We start from the raw sequence: 16,688 nt of genomic DNA on the forward strand, positions 1-16,688 counted from the left end.
TGCCTTTGTTTGTGGTTAATAATCTGTAATTTTGCCATCCTGAAATCAAAGGGAGCAAAAGTTTTTAAAAATATATATGGGATTGTTTGATTTTTTGACGAGCGATATAGCGATTGATTTAGGTACTGCCAATACTTTGATCATCCATAAAGATACTGTTGTTGTTGATGAGCCGTCGATCATTGCCATGGACAAAACCACCGGCAAAGTGCTGGCGATTGGCCATACGGCAATGCAAATGCATGAGAAGACGAACGAGAATATAAAGACGATCCGTCCATTGAAAGACGGGGTGATTGCCGACTTTACCGCGGCGGAAATGATGATCCGGGGGATGATCAAAATGATCGATACCGGCAGCCGTTTCTTCACTCCTTCTCACCGCATGGTGGTTTGTATTCCTTCGGGAATTACCGAGGTTGAGAAACGTGCGGTAAAAGACTCCTGCGAGCACGCTGGCGCGAAGGAAGTATACATGGTGCACGAGCCCATCGCGGCGGCAATCGGTATCGGTATCGACATTACGCAGCCAAACGGGGTAATGATCGTCGATATCGGCGGCGGTACGACGGAAATTGCGGTTATCGCGTTGTCGGGTATCGTCTGCGAGCAGTCGGTACGCATTGCAGGCGACGTTTTCACGCGGGATATCGTCGATTACATGCGCCGCGAGCACAACCTTTTGATCGGAGAGCGTTCTGCGGAGTTGATCAAAATGGCGATCGGTTCTGCTTCACCTGAGCTGGAAATCCCATTGGATGATTACCAGATCCGTGGCCGTGACCTGATGACCGGTATTCCAAAGGAAATCCGCGTTACTTACAGCGAAATCGCTTATTCTCTCGATAAATCGATCTCCAAAATTGAAGAGGGCGTGATGAAAGCCCTTGAAATTTCTCCTCCTGAGCTTTCTGCGGATATTTTCAAAAACGGTATTTACCTCACAGGCGGCGGCGCATTGATCCACGGCCTCGACAGACGTATCGCCCAGAAAACCAAGTTGCCCGTACATATCGCCGACGATCCGTTGAAGGCAGTAGTGAAAGGTACCGGGGAAGTCCTCAAAAACCTCGAACTATACAAGCCTGTACTGATTTCGTAGGATCGGAGCGCGCAGTTCGTCGTTCGATGCGCCGAGCGTAAAAATTTTCTATTTTTGCGCGAAGTGCGCCGGCAATGAACTGCGCGTGAACATTTAGCCCCATGCTCCAACTCGTTGATTTCGTTGTCCGGAATCGTTTCTTTTTGGTATTTGTGTTGCTGGAAGTGCTCAGTGCGTGGATGATCGTGCGCAACAATACCTACTGGGGGGCTACCTATTTCAATACTTCCAATTACTACGTCGCCAAAACGCTCGCGTTTTCGAACTCGGTGCGGGATTATACCAAGCTCGACGAGATCAATGCAGACCTCGCCAGCGAGAACGCGCATTTACACGCGCTGGTGGCGAAGCTGAGCCAAACAAACCCCAGCCAGCTGCCGGCAGGTTATGTGCCGGATTCGGCGTTTGCTGCAAGATTTTCGTACACCGTGGCGAAAGTGGTGGACAACGAAACCAACAAGGCAAACAACGTCATCACGATCGACAAAGGCACTGCGCACGGCATCAAACCCGGCATGGGCGTCATTTCTGCGACGGGTGTAGTGGGCAAGGTGCGGTTCTGTTCCGAACATTACTCGGTAATTACCTCGATCCTACATTCGAATTTCATGGTTTCGTCCAAACTCGTGCGCAGCAAGGAAATCGGTTATGCCAAATGGGACGGCAAAGATCCTAACCTGATCGACATGATCGATGTTTCGAAGTATACCAAAGTCTTCAAGGGAGACTCGGCGGTAACTTCCGACCAAAACTCTGTTTTTCCTCCCAACATTATGGTCGGAAAAGTACAGAGCGTAGCCGTGAACCCGAACCAGACGTTTTACAACATTGTGTTGAAGCTGGCGACCGACTTCCGGAACCTGTCGTACGTGTATGTGGTACAAAATCACCAACTTGTAGAACAGGAAAATCTTAAAGCAAGAACCATAGAACTGAAAAAATGAGCTTACGCGAGGCGATACAATATTCCCTGATGATCCTGCTTTACCTGTTTTTGCAGATCTTCTTCATGCGGAATATCGTGCTGTTCAACTACGCGTTCTGTTTCATTTACATCGCGGCTATCCTGCTGCTGCCCGCAGATATGGACCGCATGTATACGCTGCTCATTGCCTTCGCGGTAGGCTTTATCGTGGATGTCTTCTCGAATACATTCGGTATGCACGCTTCGGCGACGGTGCTGATCGCCTACCTGAGGCCATTCCTGATCCATTACCAGATGAAATCGCGCGGGGCCGAGCGCGCGGAGGTAGGCATACGTGCGCAGGGGCTCGGGGCATTTGTTTCCTACATTTTCCCGCTGATCCTGATCCACCATTCCATGCTGTTCCTGATGGAGATGAACAACTTTGGAATGATCCTTTACACATTGATCCGCATCGGTGCCAGCACCCTCTTCACTACTATCCTCATTATCCTGCTGGAACTCTTCTCCAAACGCTAGCATGACATTTTGGCGGAGCCTCGTTTTTGGCTCGGAATTTGATGTAATAACATTAAATTAACGATACGAGGCGACACCGTTTGGGAGGCTAGTTGTTCATCCCGGCTCTTTTTAATTTTATCGTAAAATAAGGGCAGTTAGGACGCTCCATTCAGCCATTTATCAAATTTTAATTTGTACGAATTGGAGCTGTTATTAATCTTTGTAAATTCAGCATTCCTATGTTAGTTGCCATGTCAGAAACGCTCACGACTAATGAATACACGGACGATCTTCGTTATGAAGTATTTAACCGCGAGTTCATGCCACACATTGACTCCATGTACAACTTCGCCTTCCGACTCACCATGGACGAGGACGATGCAAATGACCTGGTTCAAGATACATATCTGAAGGCGTTCCGTTTTATATCTTCATTCGAACAGGGAACCAACGCAAAAGCCTGGCTTTTCAGGATCCTCAAAAACAGCTTCATCAACGACTACCGTAAAAAAAGTAAAGAACCTTCCAAAGTTGATTATCAGGAAGTTGAAACGACCTATAATTCCGAGGAAGCATCTGATACCACTTATACCGTAGACCTCCGTGCCGATGCTGTACAGGAACTGATCGGCGATGAAGTTGCGAACGCGCTCAACGCCCTGCCTGTCGACTTCAGAACGGTCATCATTCTCTGCGACATCGAGGGTTTCACCTACGAAGAGATGGCCAAAATCCTGGACATCCCTATCGGAACAGTGAGGTCCAGATTGCACCGCGCACGTAACCTCCTGAAAGAAAAACTCAGAAGCTACGCGAGCTCAATGGGATATGATTCATAGGTTGTGAAACTTTTTTTGCAACCTCTTCGGTTATAGGGTACAACTGTACATATATTCCATTATTCTTATTTTCATTTTAACTAATGAATGCATCTTCCACGACGCCTTCTGTAACAGAAGTTGCGCAAAAACAAATGAAGCATACCTGTGAGCACCATGCTGAGTGTATGAAAATTATTCAGGCAATCCTGGATGACGAGGCGAGTGAAGCAGAGAAGGACCACTTCCGCGAAAACATGGATAAATGCATCCCTTGTATCGAGGCGTACCGCCTGGAAAAGTGCATCAAGGATTCCCTCAACATGAAAATTGTCAAGAAACCTTGCCCGGATAGCATTCTCAATACGATTATTTCAAAAATTAACAGTTAATCTGTTCGAGTGAAAGGTAAGCTTATCATATTTTCTGCCCCTTCCGGATCCGGAAAGACCACCATTGTAAGGCATCTTTTAGATAAATACACACAGCAACTGGCATTTTCTGTCTCTGCATGTACGCGCCCGCGCCGCGATTATGAGATAGACGGCAAAGATTACTACTTCCTGACCTTACAGGACTTTCGTCAGAAGATAGCGGATCAGCAGTTTGCGGAATGGGAGGAAGTTTACGCCGGCAATTACTACGGCACGCTCAAATCAGAAATACAGCGCCTTTGGGATGAAGGCAAGCACGTCCTCTTTGATGTGGATGTGAAAGGAGGATTGAAGCTGAAAGAAGCATATGGCGACGCCGCACTCGCCGTATTCGTGAAGGTCACCTCCGATGAAGAAATTAAACGCCGCCTGTCGGGCCGCGGTACGGAAACGGAAGAAACACTGGCCACACGCCTAGCCAAAGTGCGTTACGAGCAGAGTTTCGAGCACGAGTTCGACGTGGTCCTTGTCAATGATGAACTGAATGAAACGCTGGCCAAAGCGGAAGACCTCGTTCAGGCATTCATCCAATCCTAAAATTTAATCTGAGCAATGAAGATCGGCCTGTTTTTCGGATCGTTCAATCCTATTCATGTCGGTCATTTGATCATTGCCAACACGATGGCCACCACTACCGACCTCGAACAGGTCTGGTTTATCGTGAGCCCGCAAAATCCGTTCAAGAAAAACAGCAGTCTCCTGCACGAATTCGACCGCTTCGACCTCGTACAGCGTGCCATTTCGGATAACACGCTGCTACGGGCCAACGACATCGAATTCCACATGCCCAAGCCCAGCTACACGATCGACACGCTCGTGCGCTTGCAGGAGAAATTTCCTCAGCACCAGTTCAAGCTGATTATGGGGGAAGACAACCTGGCGCAATTCCCGAACTGGAAAAATTACGACAAGATCCTTGAATACACCGGGCTCTATGTTTACCCACGCCCCAATGCAAAGCCGCACATATTTGCCAACCATCCGGATGTAAAATTCGTGGAAGCACCACTACTGGATATTTCAGCCACATTCCTCCGCGCGTGCATTAAAAAGGGCCAATCAATCCGCTACATGGTGCCCGAGCCGGTGGAGCAGCTGATCAAAATCAAGAAGTTTTATCAATAGCCTGAATGGCCGGTTCTGATATTAGAGCGGCCTGTCCTGGTACGTGATCTCCGACAGCAACCCTACTGCATTGAATTTCAGTATTACCTTCCGGGACGCCGATTTGGCTTGCATATTCTCGCATTGAGGACCCTTGCTCAGGTAGTAAACGTAGAACTTCGTATTGCGCTCGCCGAGCTGGTGAATATCCGGCCTGCCCAGCAACTCCCCGATCGTATCGGCAAACTTCCCCTTCAATTCTTTTTCAGCGCTTTTAAAATCGCCTTCCAGGCCTTTACGGACGTCGTTGCAACCTCCCCGATCACCACGCCATTTTTTAAGGTCCAGGTTACCTAATTTATCAGGTGCGCTCGAACAGCCAACAATAAAGCCGATCAACGCTGTCAAAAGGATTTTTATAGATAATTTCATTGTACTCATTCGTTCATTCAAAATCAGGGCGAATCTACCCACACAACACGACAATATGAAACAACAGATCACCATTCCAAAACAACACCTGACCACACCTGACAATTCCTGACTACAACATGAAACAACTCTTGACTATCTTCCTCCTGACTTTCGTCCCTCTGGTTGCATCCGCTCAGGAGCCAATGGACGGAACCGACTGCTCCAACCTGTTTTTCAAAGCATTGCTCGACGAAGATGCGAATGCCGTAAGCAATCTAATTGCAAATGATTTCACCGTCACCAATTACAATGGTCAGACCATCGATGGCCGTGCCTTGCAGCAGGCAATCGGCCAAGGCTACATTATCGTCGACTCGGGCATGCTCGCAGGCACGCGCACGCGTACGTACGGGGACGTGGCCGTGGTACAAGGCTTCTGGAATGTGAGCGCGCGGATTCAGAACAACGGCTTCAACGGCAACGTCGCGTATACGAGCGTATGCGTGCGTTCGGGCGGGAAATGGAAGGTTACCACCGTGCAGCTGACACCCGCACAATGAAGTAATGCATTAAAACATTAGGTATGGACATAAAAAAAGAGAACCGGAACCAGTTCTCTTTTTCAATTATAGTCTAACATTACATTCTAAACATTCATCAGCGATTCGCGACGACGCATTTTTCCAGCCGGGATACCGAACATCATCTTGAAGCGGCGGCAGAAATAAGCGGTGTCTTTGTAACCCACATCTGAACCGATCGCGCGAATGCTTTTCTTCGACGTGCGGAGCAGATCCACAGCCTTTTCCATGCGCTGGTATTCGATATAATCCTGCGGGTTAATACCGGTCAGCATTTTGAAATACTGGCCTACATAATCCTCTGAAACGTTCGCTACGTTCGCGAGCACCTTGTTCGACAGGTCGCCGCCCAGGTTGTCTTTGATGTAAGCGAAAATATCGATCAGACGAGGATCTTTGAAATAAGTACTGTTGGTAACAAGCTGCTCTACGAACAGTTTGTTTTTCAAAATATAACGGATGATCTCGATCACTACCTCTTCGGTTTTGATCTTGATGATACGGCCTTTTCCAGGGGTATCGAGCATATCTTCCGTCAGGATCTGGTTGATCGTCGCGGCAATCTGGTCGTCACGCTTGATCAGGAACGGAGGCACGTCCAGGGACGTGAAGAAGTTTACGGTATCAAATACTTTCGCTTCGAAAGAGATCAAACCAAAAGAGTTAGGCAGCTTTCCGATCAATGCCGGATCGTGGCCTGCTTCGATATAATTGTCACGGTTGGTCATGAACTCCTCGTTCGACACGGTTTTGGCTGACGCGCCGTTTCCGTATGTCACGGTTGCATGCTTACCTCCCGGAATGAAGAGCATATCCCCTTCCTCAACTCTCTGAGGCTCGTCGGATCCGAAAGAAACTTCACCGTCGTACAGAATGGTCAAAGAGTTCTGTACGTCATAAAAGTTTTTGATTGTGATGGGCTGTAAAATCCTGATATGACGGGCCTTCACAAATTTCACCCCCAACGACTCAATAATCTTATTATAGTCTTCCATACTTGATCTATTTAAGGGCCGTTTTGACCGATTTTTCAAATTTTGTACAAATCTAATAAATTGTACAAAACTAATACAAGTATAGTTTCACAAAAATTTAAAAAAAAGTGATATTTTGATATTATTTTAATCCAACATTCAGAATAAAATCGACTTTTGGGAGAATTACTAATTATTTAAGAAGCTCCCGGGCGATTACAAGTTTTTGGATTTCGGAGGTACCTTCATAAATCTGTGTGATTTTTGCATCCCGCATGAGGCGCTCCACGTGGTATTCTTTCACATAACCGTAGCCCCCGTGCACCTGGACGGCTTCCGTTGTCACCCACATGGCCACTTCGGATGCATACAATTTTGCCATAGCCGCGGCCTGGATGTAGTCCTTACCCTCATCTTTTAACCGGGCAGCCTTGTAAACAAGTAACCTCGCCGCCTCAATTTTAGTCGCCATTTCCGACAATTTGAACTGGATCGCCTGGTGGTCGGCAATCGGTTTGCCGAATGTCTTTCGCTCCTTGGAATATTTTAAGGAAAGCTCGAAAGCCCCCGTGGCGATTCCCAATGCCTGCGCCGCAATACCAATCCGGCCGCCATTCAGCACATTCATCGCGAACTTGAACCCAAAGCCATCGTCACCGATCCGGTTCACAGCCGGCACCTTCACATCCGAGAACATCAAAGTGTGTGTATCTGAGGCTCTTATACCCATTTTATCTTCCTTACGGCCTACGGAAAAGCCATGCCAGCCTTTCTCGACGATGAATACGTTAATGCCCTTATGCTTCGCCTCGGGGTGCGTCTGCGCAATCACCAGGCAAACCGACGAAGTATTCCCACTGGTGATCCAGTTCTTCGTACCGTTCAATAAATAATGGTCGCCGTTCAGAAAGGCTGTCGTGTGCTGTGAGGTGGCATCCGAGCCGGCCTCCGGCTCCGACAGGCAGAACGCGCCGACGATTTCTCCCGACGCGAGCCGTGTCAGATATTGCTGCTTTTGCTCCTCCGTACCATACTTTTCGAGCCCCCAGCATACCAGCGAATTATTCACCGACATGATTACTCCGGCCGAGGCATCCACCTTCGATATTTCTTCCATCGCAATCACATATGCAAGCGTATCCATGCCCCCGCCGCCGTATTCGGGCGCCACCATCATGCCCAGGAACCCCATTTCTGCCATTTTTCGTAATAATGTTGGGTCAAAATGCTGGGCTGTATCTCGTTCGATCACACCGGGTAGTAATTCGGATTGCGCAAAATCGCGTGCAGCGGCTTGCACCGCCAGGTGCTCCTCACTGAGGTTGAAATCCATTCCGGTTAGTGGTTGGGAAGCTGACATAGAAGACGTTGATTTTTGAGGATGAAGATTTTCAAAAATAGGATTTACCAAAACAGTATGCAAGCATACAATTTCCTAACCGATTAAAACTTTGGGTTTTGAAGGCCGTTTTGAAGAAAAGTTGTCTTAAGTTTGCGCCCTGATCACGACAGATTACACATGCCCATTCTTACCGTTTTTTACATTAAGCTGCTCATCAACCTTGCATTGACAATCGGAATCATCTGGACCATCAGCCGTTCGGATCTGTTTTCAAAATGGCAGCGGGAAAACGATAAACTGATCTTCACATTGGGTTTCGTGCTTTTCCGGCTCATTCCCTGGATCGGCATTTTCCTCATCATCAACGAGGAACCGCGAGGCGATATTCCTTTCTTTTTTTATAAAGCCGAGGGGGCCAAGGCCGGCGGTTTCGTTTACCGTGATTTCTGGTCGTACCACGCACCACTGTATGCTTACATTATCAGCATTCCGGTCTGGATCTGGCATAATGCCCGGGCGATCGTCCTTTTCATGGTTTTGATGGAAACGGCTATTCTCTGGCTTACTTACGACACTTACAAAAGCAAAAGCCCGAAAGCCCTGCAACTGGCTTCGATTTATTATATGCTGCCAGCCGCATTCATGTACATTCTCGTGGACGGGCAGGAGGAAGTGTGGTTCTGGGGCGCGGCGCTGCTGATCTGGCGCTATACCATTAAGAACAGGAGCAACTACGAGGTCGGTATTGGCCTTTTGTATGCCATGACATTGCTGACCATCAAAGTCACGTTCATATTTCTGTTGCCCGCAATGCTGGTGATGGTGAAAAAGCCTATTAAAATGTTGTTGGTCATGGCGGCTATCGGTCTCCCTGCCGTAGGTTTCCTCTACTGGCAAATCGGCGACCTGTTCCTGATGCCTATCCGGCACACCGAGCAGCTCATGACGCCCAACCTCTTCTCGGTACTAAGGCCGTTTGTAGAAATCCTCTTCCATGTCGATGAAAAGAAATCGACCCTGATCAACTGGTTCGGCTTGCTGTTTACCGTTTTCATCCCGGTTTACATGGCATTCAAAGCGAGGCACAGGCATATCAGCGAAGTATTACCCGGCCTTTTCATCGCCGTTTTCGTGTGCATGATGCTCTTCCAGGCCAGCGCCATGGGTGCTTATGTGATCGCATACCTGATGGCCGTTTTGTTTGAAATTATCGATATCCGCAAGACCGTCCATGTGGTGGTGCTGCTCGCATTGAACTGGCTTACGGTCGTGCAGCCGTTTGTATGGGTGTATATCAAACAGCCCGCGTATACATCGCTGAGCCTGTTTGCCAATGCTTCCTACCTGTTCGAGTACGTGCTGCAAATCCTGAATGTGCTCTGCTTCCTGTGGGTTCTCCGGGAAACCTATCGCAAGGTGGTTCATACCCAAACTTTGGCAACGGCATGAATATAGTCCTTGCCAAAACCGCCATCAGCGTAGCCGCATTGCTGGTTACTGCTGCATTACTATTCAAAAAGGACGAGCTGACCGACTGGCTGGAAAAGAAATCCGCCAATGCGGTAATGGCCGTCGCGTGGGTATTCCTCCGCCTGCTGCCATTCATTGCCGTGTACCTCGTCGCGAATATGGAACCAACCTCGGACGTAAACGGCTTCTGGGACGAGGGTAGCAAGGCTTCATTGGGGCAAGTAGTGTACCGTGATTTCTGGTCGCCGTATTCACCGCTTTACGCCTACTTCCTCGGCATTTGGCTGAAACTTTGGTATAGCCCGAAAATGATCGTGCTTACAATGGCTGCGATGGACGGTATTGCATTGCTGGTGTCCTACCATTTTTTCAGGCCATTCCAATCCCGGGGTACGTTTCTGTTCCGGGCACTCATCTACCTGCTGTTGCCCGGCTCACTCGTGCTATGCGTGATAGGCGCACAGGAGGATGTCTGGATGTGGCTGTTCGTTACGCTCGCCTACCTGGTGCGTGAGCGCACGTTGCGCGTGGAATGGTATGCGATCATTCTGGCTATTGGTTTGCTGATGACCAAGGCGATTTTCGTGCTCATCATGGTGCCGTTGTTTCTACTGGAAAAACAAAAGATCCGCTTCGTCATTCCCATTGCTATTATCGGCATCATCTCGCTCGCTGTCCTCTATCCGCTCGTCGGGCTGGAATTCATGCAACCGCTCGATGAGGCTAAGACATTGCGCGCCCCGAACATCCCGTCGGTACTGAATCCGTGGTTCAACAATTCAATAGGCGTTGGTGAAAAGATCTGGAACTGGATAGGGCTAGTGGCATCGGTAGGGCTGGCCTGCATTTCGGCGTGGCGCCTCCGCAATGCCGATTTCCGGGTAATGCTCTCGAAAGTATGGGTGGTTTTGTACGCTACGATGATGATCGTACAGCAGAGCGCTTACAGCAACTATATCTTCCTCTTCTTGCTCCCACTGGTATTCTATGTGATTGACTGGAAGAATAAAACACAAATTACGATCCTTTTCGTATTCAATCTGCTTTGCGTCGTGCATCCTTCGTACTGGTGGCGGCTCGGGATGCCTTGCTACATGACGCCTTCGGACACCGCGGCATCTACAGAACTGCTCATCGATTACAGCATGCAAACCGCGATCGTTATCCTCACGGGCTATTTCATCTGGCTCGCATTCCCGAAAAAGCACGAAGTTTAACTTTCTTTAACGGGCTGCATTCGGCACGGGTTTCTACATTTGGGCATACCCAAAATCGCCCGAATGCAGCCCGTAGACCGGCATACCCTACACGAACTACAACTCCTGCCCGAAAACAGCCGGACAGCCAGTATTTTCGCCTTCTACAACCGCACCGAAACGCTCGGCGGCGGCGATTATCTCAAAAGCATTATCACCAGGCCCAAGGAAACGCCCGAAGACGTCATTCGTTTTCAGGACTTGCTAAAAGCCATTGCGCGGCGCCCGACGGCCTGGCAGGTTAATATTGCCAAAGCATATGCCGCCGCAGCCGAAAGCTACTATGCATTGAGCGTAGCGCATTCGATGTCGCAGGATGTGATCAAGCATTGGTTTGATACCTGGTTGTATTCGGTTAAAAACAAGGGGGAATATTACCGCATTCAAAGCGGCGTGCTGGCAACGCTGCGGCTGGTCAGGGCGGTTCAATCTACTTTGGATCATCTCGCGGAGACTGCTATTCCCGAGGAAATTTCCGAAGACATCTGCGAACTCAGAAAGTTTATCTTCTCCCCCATTCTGTCTATGTTTTTGAGGAAAAATGATCAGCGACTATCCGACAGATCGATCTTTTACCTTGACTACCATTTGCGGATCAGTCACAGGAAGGAATTCCGGCAAATGCTCGACACACTTTACAAGCTGGATGCCTGCCTGGCGATCGTCAAGGCAGCCAAACGTCATCAGCTTACCTTTCCGGTTTTTGATTCACATTCCAAAGATTTCGATGCCCGTGAAGCCTGGCACCCGCTCATTACCGGCGCAATCGCCAACGATCTGAGCCTGGCCGGTAATAATCCCGTGTGCATCCTCACCGGCGCGAATACCAGCGGCAAGACGACATTTCTCAAAACCTGCGGCATTCTTGTCTATCTCGCTCATCTGGGCTGGCCGGTACCTGCGAAATCACTGCATTTACCATTTATCGACCGGCTCTTCACCTCCATTCACCTATCCGACGATCTTGACCAGGGTTTCAGCCATTTTTACAATGAAATGATGCGTATCAAACAGATTTCCGAAGCATTGAGCAACGGAGAACAATGCTTTGTGATCGTGGATGAATTATTCCGCGGGACTAATCAGGAAGATGCTTTGCATTGTTCCAAAACGGTGCTCGATGGTTTTGCAAACTTCGACGGCTCCGGTTTTCTGGTATCGACCCACATTCATGAGTTGATCACGCATTACTCCGGCCATTCCAAGCTCAGCTTCCGCTGCTTCCGGACTCATATTACCGACAATCAGTTTCAAAACACATTTAAGATCGAAGAAGGCGCCGCATTTGAAAAAGTAGGCAGGCTGATCATGGATCAAACCGGCGTAACTGCATTGCTTCAAAAAGCAAAAAGGCCCTCATCGAAATGAGAGCCCTTTTTGCGTCAGCATTTCAAATGCATTATTCGATCACATCGAAACCGCAGAACGGCACGAGTACGGCAGGTACTTTCACGGTCCCATCGGCTTGCTGGTTGTTTTCCAGCAATGCGGCCAGAATACGCGGCAATGCCAATGCAGATCCGTTCAATGTATGAAGGAGCTGTGTTTTCTTATCCGCATTCTTGTAGCGGAGTTTCAGACGGTTGGCCTGGTAGGTTTCAAAGTTGGAAACAGAACTACATTCGAGCCAACGCTGCTGCCCGGCCGACCATACTTCAAAATCGTAGGTCAATGCGGACGTGAAACCCATATCGCCGCCGCACAAGCGCAGAATGCGGTAAGGCAATTCCAGCTTTTCGAGCAGGCTTTTCACATGCTCCACCATTTCGTCTAGCGCTTTGTACGATTCCTCCGGCTTGTTGATCTGTACAATTTCCACCTTATCAAACTGATGCAACCGGTTCAGCCCGCGTACGTGCGCGCCCCAGCTACCCGCCTCACGACGGAAGCACGGCGTGAATGCTACGTTTTTCACAGGCAGCTCGCTTTCAGCCACGATCACATCGCGGTAGAGGTTGGTAACCGGCACTTCGGCGGTCGGGATCAGGTACAGATCATCCACCGTAGCGTGGTACATCTGGCCTTCCTTATCCGGCAACTGGCCTGTCGCAAAACCAGAATCCGCATTCACCACGATCGGCGGCTGCACTTCGTTATAACCTGCATTGCCTGCCTCATTGAGGAAGAATGCGATCATAGCGCGCTGCAAACGGGCGGCTTTGCCTTTGTATATGGGAAAACCAGCGCCGGTAATTTTGTTGCCGAGTTCAAAATCGATGATCGGGGCCAGGTTACCACCCAGTTTCTTGATCAGGTCCCAATGCGGTAATGCGCCCTCGTGCAATTCCGGTTTGGCACCAGCTTCGAGAACAGTTACGTTGTCGTCGGCGGTGCGGCCTTCCGGAACGCTTTCGTGCGGAAGGTTCGGCAGCTTCACGAGCTCTTGCAGCAACGTCTCTTCAAACGCCTTGTGTTCCTCTTCCAATGCTTTGGAACGCTCTTTCAACACGGCGGTGTCGGCCTTGGCGGCTTCCGCCTCGGCTTTCTGGCCGGCTTTCATCAAAGCGCCAATTTCCTTGGCCTTGTTGTTGGATGCAGCCAGCACATCGTCCAGGTCCTGCTGGATCTGGCGGCGCTTGCCATCGAGCTCAATAATGCGGTCTACCGCCTGCTCGGCATCTTTGAAATGCTTTTTGGTCAATCCCGCGATGGTCAGTTCCCGGTTTTCGCGGATAAAATTGGTTTGTAACATAATGCTGTGTGATCAGGGAGCAGTGAAAATGTCCTTCATCGCATCCTCGTAAAAGAACAGGCGCTCGTTGAGGACATTCAACGCTTCCGCTTTGTATTTTGAATGGATCAGCAACGACAGGTTGTGTTCCGAAGCACCGTACGAAATCATTCGTATTGGAATGTTTTTCATCGCATCGAGCACTTTCAGGGCGATACCCTCTTTGTCGGCGCTGAAATTACCTACGATACAAATGATGTTCTGATCGCGGTCATGCTCCTCCAAATCAGCGAATTCGCGCAATTCGGCACTGATCTGTTCCAGGTTTTCGGAGTTATCGATCGTTACCGACACCGATACTTCGGAAGTCGTGATCATATCCACCGGAGTTTTATATTTTTCGAAGATCTCAAACACTCTCCGAAGGAAGCCGTAAGCATTCAGCATACGGGTCGAGTGGATGTAGATCGCCGTGATATTGTCTTTCGCGGCAATAGCCTTGATGTCGCGATCGGAAGTTTGGGTCGCGATAAGCGTTCCGGGCGCTTCGGGCTGCATGGTGTTTTTCAAGCGAACCGGTACACCGCGCAATTTGGCAGGGGTAATGGTGCTTGGGTGCAAAATTTTCGCACCGAAGTACGCCAGTTCAGCCGCCTCTTCGAACGTCAGCTCGCGGATCGGGAAGGTACGCTTCACAATGCGTGGGTCGTTGTTATGCATTCCGTCGATATCGGTCCAGATCTGGATTTCGTCCGCACGGATGGCACCGCCGATCAATGAAGCCGTGTAGTCCGAACCACCTCTTTTCAGGTTATCCACTTCTTCGCGCGGGTTGCGGCAAATGAAACCTTGCGTTACAATCGTCTGCTTATCGGTATATTGGTTCAGAATCGTTACCAATTTCTCCTCGATCGTCGCCAGTTCGGGCTCGCCGTCGGCGTCGATGCGCATGAAATCCAATGCAGGCAACAATACCGAGCTTTCACCTTTTTCTTCCAGATAAGCCTGGAACATTTTAGTACTCAATATCTCACCTTCCGCAACAAGTTCTTTCTCCTGCTTGATAGTGAATGGCTTCACGCTTACCACGGATTTGATAAACCCGAATTCAGAATCCACGATCTGCTGACCAGCCGCAAGACCCTCAGGTGTCGAGTACAGTTCCTTGATAAACAGATCATAATGATTTTTCAACTCTTCAATCAAAGCCGCAGCCTTGGCATCGTCATACGATTTGGCCGCTTCTCCGATAGCGATCAGCGCATTGGTAGAACCGGACAAAGCCGACAATACCACAATTTTACGATTAGGATCATTGTTGAGGAGTTCGCGGATTGAGTGCATACGCTCAGGCTTCCCTACCGAAGTACCGCCAAATTTCCAGACTTGCATAACTAATTTTGAATGGTTGAATTTTGAATGATTGAATGATTTTTGTCAGGTGTGGTCAGGAATGGTCAAGAGGTTGTCATGGATGGTCATTAGTTGTCATTGATTGTTTTAATAAAACTACATTCTAATGACCCAATAACCACACCTGACAATTCTTGACCACACTTGACAATTCCTGACGACACCTGACTACGCCTGACCGTTAACAGCTTGTGCCTTAAGCCCGATCATCTTGATCGCCGTAATGGCCGCCTCGTCGCCTTTGTTGCCGTGCACGCCACCTGAACGTTCCAGTGCTTGTTCCATATTGTTAGGCGTCAGAACCCCGAAGATTACTGGTTTGTCGTATTTAAGGCTCACATTGGTAATGCCTTGCGCTACCGCGTGGTTGATGTAATCGTTGTGCTTGGTTTCGCCCTGGATTACTACACCCAATGCGATCACCGCATCGATATCAGCGCGTTGAGCGAACCACTGCGAGGCCATGGTCAGCTCGAAGCTGCCCGGCACATTGCCTCTGACGATATTCGCAGGCAGTGCCCCGTAGGTGATCAGGGTTTGATAAGCTCCCTCGAACAGCTTTTCGGTCACTTCGCTGTTCCATTCGGCTACCGCGATCGCGAATTTTTTATTACTGATATCCGGAAGTCCTTCCGTTGTGAATACGCTTAGATTTTTATCGGCACTTGACATTGATTTTCAATGGGTTTATGAAAAACAGGTATGATTTAAGGTTTTGGATTAAATGAATAAAAAAAGGATAAAACCGTAGTCGGCTTTATCCTTTTTCAGAAACAGAATGGTTAACCATTATTTGCCGACCTGTCCCTCTAATAATCCCATATATTTCTTGGCATTCACCACTTCCGAGGAAAGTGGGAACTCGTCAACAACACGTTTATACGTAGCCACAGCGTCAGCAGGCTGGTTAGCCTTCTCCTGCGCGAGTGCGAGTTTCATCAGATAAACGGGTGTAAAATATTCGTTCTTCTCATAATCAGCAGCTTTTTGATAGTATGAGATAGCCTCAGCGGCTTGATTTTTTTCAAGATAGGCGTCACCGATCAATGACTGAGCACGTGCGTGGATCAACAGATCGGAAGAGCTGAATGATTGCAGACGGCTGATAGCCTCGTCATATTTGCCTTGTTTCAGCAAAGCCACACCTGCGTAGAAGCTTGCAAGGTTGCTGGCGTCGGTTCCTTTGTAATTGTCAGCGATAGACAAAAGGCCTTCGTTACCACCGGCTCCGTTCAATGCTTTTTGCAATGAATCCGCTTCAAAATCGTACACGACACTGGCAAGTGCATTCTGGGCAGTGCCTTCCTGACCATCTATATAAAAACGGTAACCCGCGAAACCAGCAATAGCAACCACAACCGCCACCCCGATTCCAAGAACAACCTTACGGTTTTTAAGGAAAAAAACCTCAGCTTTATTGATCTGGCCTGCTAATGCCTCCGGAGATTCAATGATTTCAATCCCGGATTCGCCCGTATTTTTCTTGCTCATATCAAATAATTCGATTTTGGAGTGCAAAGTTATGAAAAACTTGTTAAGTCAAAACAAGTTAGGTCACAATTCTTTAAGTTATATATTTCCCGCCAACCGTTAGTTAACGAAAGGCTTACGGTGACAAATGCATTTCAGGCCCTTCGATTTGTAAGTCAATATATTATGCCACCCCAAAAACAAAAACTGCGC

The 16,688-nt window shown here is 48.7% G+C and carries 18 protein-coding genes; 11 read left to right on the forward strand and 7 right to left on the reverse strand.

The genetic code is table 11. The features are described 5' to 3' along the window. The first annotated feature begins 76 nt into the window (after positions 1 to 76). From CLV60_RS32755 to nadD, 7 genes are all read left to right on the forward strand, one after another. Positions 77 to 1,102: a rod shape-determining protein gene (locus CLV60_RS32755; protein ID WP_019946014.1), complete on the forward strand. Its 1,026-nt coding sequence runs from the start codon at positions 77 to 79 to the stop codon at positions 1,100 to 1,102. Between the two features lie 101 nt (positions 1,103 to 1,203). After that, positions 1,204 to 2,046, forward strand: coding sequence for a rod shape-determining protein MreC (gene mreC / locus CLV60_RS32760; RefSeq protein ID WP_106599621.1), 843 nt, complete (start codon positions 1,204 to 1,206; stop codon positions 2,044 to 2,046). Next, positions 2,043 to 2,546: a hypothetical protein gene (locus CLV60_RS32765; protein WP_090376140.1), complete on the forward strand. Its 504-nt coding sequence runs from the start codon at positions 2,043 to 2,045 to the stop codon at positions 2,544 to 2,546. The genes mreC and CLV60_RS32765 overlap by 4 nt, the downstream gene beginning before the upstream one ends. Positions 2,547 to 2,767: 221 nt before the next feature. Next, positions 2,768 to 3,367, forward strand: coding sequence for a sigma-70 family RNA polymerase sigma factor (locus CLV60_RS32770; protein ID WP_015813277.1), 600 nt, complete (start codon positions 2,768 to 2,770; stop codon positions 3,365 to 3,367). A gap of 167 nt (positions 3,368 to 3,534) precedes the next feature. Continuing rightward, positions 3,535 to 3,738, forward strand: coding sequence for a phosphohydrolase (locus CLV60_RS32775; RefSeq protein WP_229211240.1), 204 nt, complete (start codon positions 3,535 to 3,537; stop codon positions 3,736 to 3,738). A gap of 9 nt (positions 3,739 to 3,747) precedes the next feature. Next, complete coding sequence (gene gmk / locus CLV60_RS32780; protein ID WP_106599623.1) at positions 3,748 to 4,317, forward strand: guanylate kinase; 570 nt, start codon at positions 3,748 to 3,750, stop codon at positions 4,315 to 4,317. Positions 4,318 to 4,332: 15 nt separating this feature from the next. Continuing rightward, entirely contained in the window at positions 4,333 to 4,905 is a 573-nt protein-coding gene (nadD, locus tag CLV60_RS32785) for a nicotinate (nicotinamide) nucleotide adenylyltransferase (protein ID WP_106599624.1), read from the forward strand. A gap of 21 nt (positions 4,906 to 4,926) precedes the next feature. Here the strand turns inward: nadD and CLV60_RS32790 are convergent, their stop codons facing one another. Further along, positions 4,927 to 5,316 (reverse strand): hypothetical protein, encoded by a 390-nt coding sequence (locus tag CLV60_RS32790; protein ID WP_106599625.1) that lies wholly within the window; start codon positions 5,314 to 5,316, stop codon positions 4,927 to 4,929. A 119-nt stretch (positions 5,317 to 5,435) separates the two neighbouring features. Here CLV60_RS32790 and CLV60_RS32795 point away from each other — a divergent pair, with 119 nt between their 5' ends. Continuing rightward, positions 5,436 to 5,858, forward strand: coding sequence for a nuclear transport factor 2 family protein (locus CLV60_RS32795; protein WP_106599626.1), 423 nt, complete (start codon positions 5,436 to 5,438; stop codon positions 5,856 to 5,858). Positions 5,859 to 5,944: 86 nt separating this feature from the next. On the opposite strand, the gene CLV60_RS32800 is transcribed toward CLV60_RS32795, so the two are convergent. Further along, on the reverse strand, positions 5,945 to 6,874 hold the full coding sequence (locus tag CLV60_RS32800; RefSeq protein ID WP_090376150.1) for a helix-turn-helix domain-containing protein: 930 nt from the start codon (positions 6,872 to 6,874) through the stop codon (positions 5,945 to 5,947). Between the two features lie 172 nt (positions 6,875 to 7,046). Beyond that, positions 7,047 to 8,186, reverse strand: coding sequence for an acyl-CoA dehydrogenase (locus tag CLV60_RS32805; RefSeq protein WP_106599627.1), 1,140 nt, complete (start codon positions 8,184 to 8,186; stop codon positions 7,047 to 7,049). A 186-nt stretch (positions 8,187 to 8,372) separates the two neighbouring features. On the opposite strand from CLV60_RS32805, the gene CLV60_RS32810 reads away from it, so the two are divergent. The 3 genes from CLV60_RS32810 (at position 8,373) to CLV60_RS32820 (ending at position 12,289) form a co-directional block, all read left to right on the forward strand. Beyond that, positions 8,373 to 9,644 (forward strand): hypothetical protein, encoded by a 1,272-nt coding sequence (locus CLV60_RS32810; RefSeq protein ID WP_106599628.1) that lies wholly within the window; start codon positions 8,373 to 8,375, stop codon positions 9,642 to 9,644. Then, a complete protein-coding gene (locus CLV60_RS32815; protein ID WP_106599629.1) occupies positions 9,641 to 10,882 on the forward strand; it encodes a hypothetical protein in 1,242 nt (413 codons plus the stop codon). Before CLV60_RS32810 ends, CLV60_RS32815 begins: the two co-directional genes overlap by 4 nt. 63 nt (positions 10,883 to 10,945) lie before the next feature. Then, positions 10,946 to 12,289, forward strand: coding sequence for a MutS-related protein (locus CLV60_RS32820; protein ID WP_106599630.1), 1,344 nt, complete (start codon positions 10,946 to 10,948; stop codon positions 12,287 to 12,289). A 31-nt stretch (positions 12,290 to 12,320) separates the two neighbouring features. On the opposite strand, the gene serS is transcribed toward CLV60_RS32820, so the two are convergent. The 4 genes from serS to CLV60_RS32840 all read right to left on the reverse strand — a co-directional run bounded on the left by serS (position 12,321) and on the right by CLV60_RS32840 (position 16,496). Further along, complete coding sequence (gene serS / locus CLV60_RS32825; RefSeq protein WP_106599631.1) at positions 12,321 to 13,613, reverse strand: serine--tRNA ligase; 1,293 nt, start codon at positions 13,611 to 13,613, stop codon at positions 12,321 to 12,323. 12 nt (positions 13,614 to 13,625) lie between these two features. After that, positions 13,626 to 14,984, reverse strand: coding sequence for an aspartate kinase (locus CLV60_RS32830; protein WP_015813265.1), 1,359 nt, complete (start codon positions 14,982 to 14,984; stop codon positions 13,626 to 13,628). A gap of 189 nt (positions 14,985 to 15,173) precedes the next feature. Next, positions 15,174 to 15,677 (reverse strand): 6,7-dimethyl-8-ribityllumazine synthase, encoded by a 504-nt coding sequence (gene ribH / locus CLV60_RS32835; RefSeq protein WP_106599632.1) that lies wholly within the window; start codon positions 15,675 to 15,677, stop codon positions 15,174 to 15,176. A 117-nt stretch (positions 15,678 to 15,794) separates the two neighbouring features. Beyond that, positions 15,795 to 16,496 carry a tetratricopeptide repeat protein gene (locus tag CLV60_RS32840; protein WP_106599633.1) on the reverse strand — a complete coding sequence of 234 codons (702 nt, stop codon included), beginning with the start codon at positions 16,494 to 16,496 and terminating at the stop codon, positions 15,795 to 15,797. Between the last annotated feature and the right edge of the window lie 192 nt (positions 16,497 to 16,688).

It is taken from the genome of Dyadobacter jiangsuensis (assembly GCF_003014695.1).
GTDB lineage: Bacteria > Bacteroidota > Bacteroidia > Cytophagales > Spirosomataceae > Dyadobacter > Dyadobacter jiangsuensis.

Coding starts and splice junctions, on each gene's coding strand:
- nadD (WP_106599624.1), top strand. CDS start 4,333: ATGAAGATCGGCCTGTTTTTCGGATCGTTCAATCCTATTCATGTCGGT.
- CLV60_RS32770 (WP_015813277.1), top strand. CDS start 2,768: ATGTTAGTTGCCATGTCAGAAACGCTCACGACTAATGAATACACGGAC.
- CLV60_RS32800 (WP_090376150.1), bottom strand. CDS start 6,874: ATGGAAGACTATAATAAGATTATTGAGTCGTTGGGGGTGAAATTTGTG.
- CLV60_RS32805 (WP_106599627.1), bottom strand. CDS start 8,186: ATGGATTTCAACCTCAGTGAGGAGCACCTGGCGGTGCAAGCCGCTGCA.
- CLV60_RS32795 (WP_106599626.1), top strand. CDS start 5,436: ATGAAACAACTCTTGACTATCTTCCTCCTGACTTTCGTCCCTCTGGTT.
- CLV60_RS32815 (WP_106599629.1), top strand. CDS start 9,641: ATGAATATAGTCCTTGCCAAAACCGCCATCAGCGTAGCCGCATTGCTG.
- CLV60_RS32810 (WP_106599628.1), top strand. CDS start 8,373: ATGCCCATTCTTACCGTTTTTTACATTAAGCTGCTCATCAACCTTGCA.
- ribH (WP_106599632.1), bottom strand. CDS start 15,677: ATGTCAAGTGCCGATAAAAATCTAAGCGTATTCACAACGGAAGGACTT.
- mreC (WP_106599621.1), top strand. CDS start 1,204: ATGCTCCAACTCGTTGATTTCGTTGTCCGGAATCGTTTCTTTTTGGTA.
- CLV60_RS32840 (WP_106599633.1), bottom strand. CDS start 16,496: ATGAGCAAGAAAAATACGGGCGAATCCGGGATTGAAATCATTGAATCT.
- CLV60_RS32755 (WP_019946014.1), top strand. CDS start 77: ATGGGATTGTTTGATTTTTTGACGAGCGATATAGCGATTGATTTAGGT.
- CLV60_RS32820 (WP_106599630.1), top strand. CDS start 10,946: ATGCAGCCCGTAGACCGGCATACCCTACACGAACTACAACTCCTGCCC.
- CLV60_RS32775 (WP_229211240.1), top strand. CDS start 3,535: ATGAAAATTATTCAGGCAATCCTGGATGACGAGGCGAGTGAAGCAGAG.
- CLV60_RS32790 (WP_106599625.1), bottom strand. CDS start 5,316: ATGAAATTATCTATAAAAATCCTTTTGACAGCGTTGATCGGCTTTATT.
- CLV60_RS32830 (WP_015813265.1), bottom strand. CDS start 14,984: ATGCAAGTCTGGAAATTTGGCGGTACTTCGGTAGGGAAGCCTGAGCGT.
- CLV60_RS32765 (WP_090376140.1), top strand. CDS start 2,043: ATGAGCTTACGCGAGGCGATACAATATTCCCTGATGATCCTGCTTTAC.
- serS (WP_106599631.1), bottom strand. CDS start 13,613: ATGTTACAAACCAATTTTATCCGCGAAAACCGGGAACTGACCATCGCG.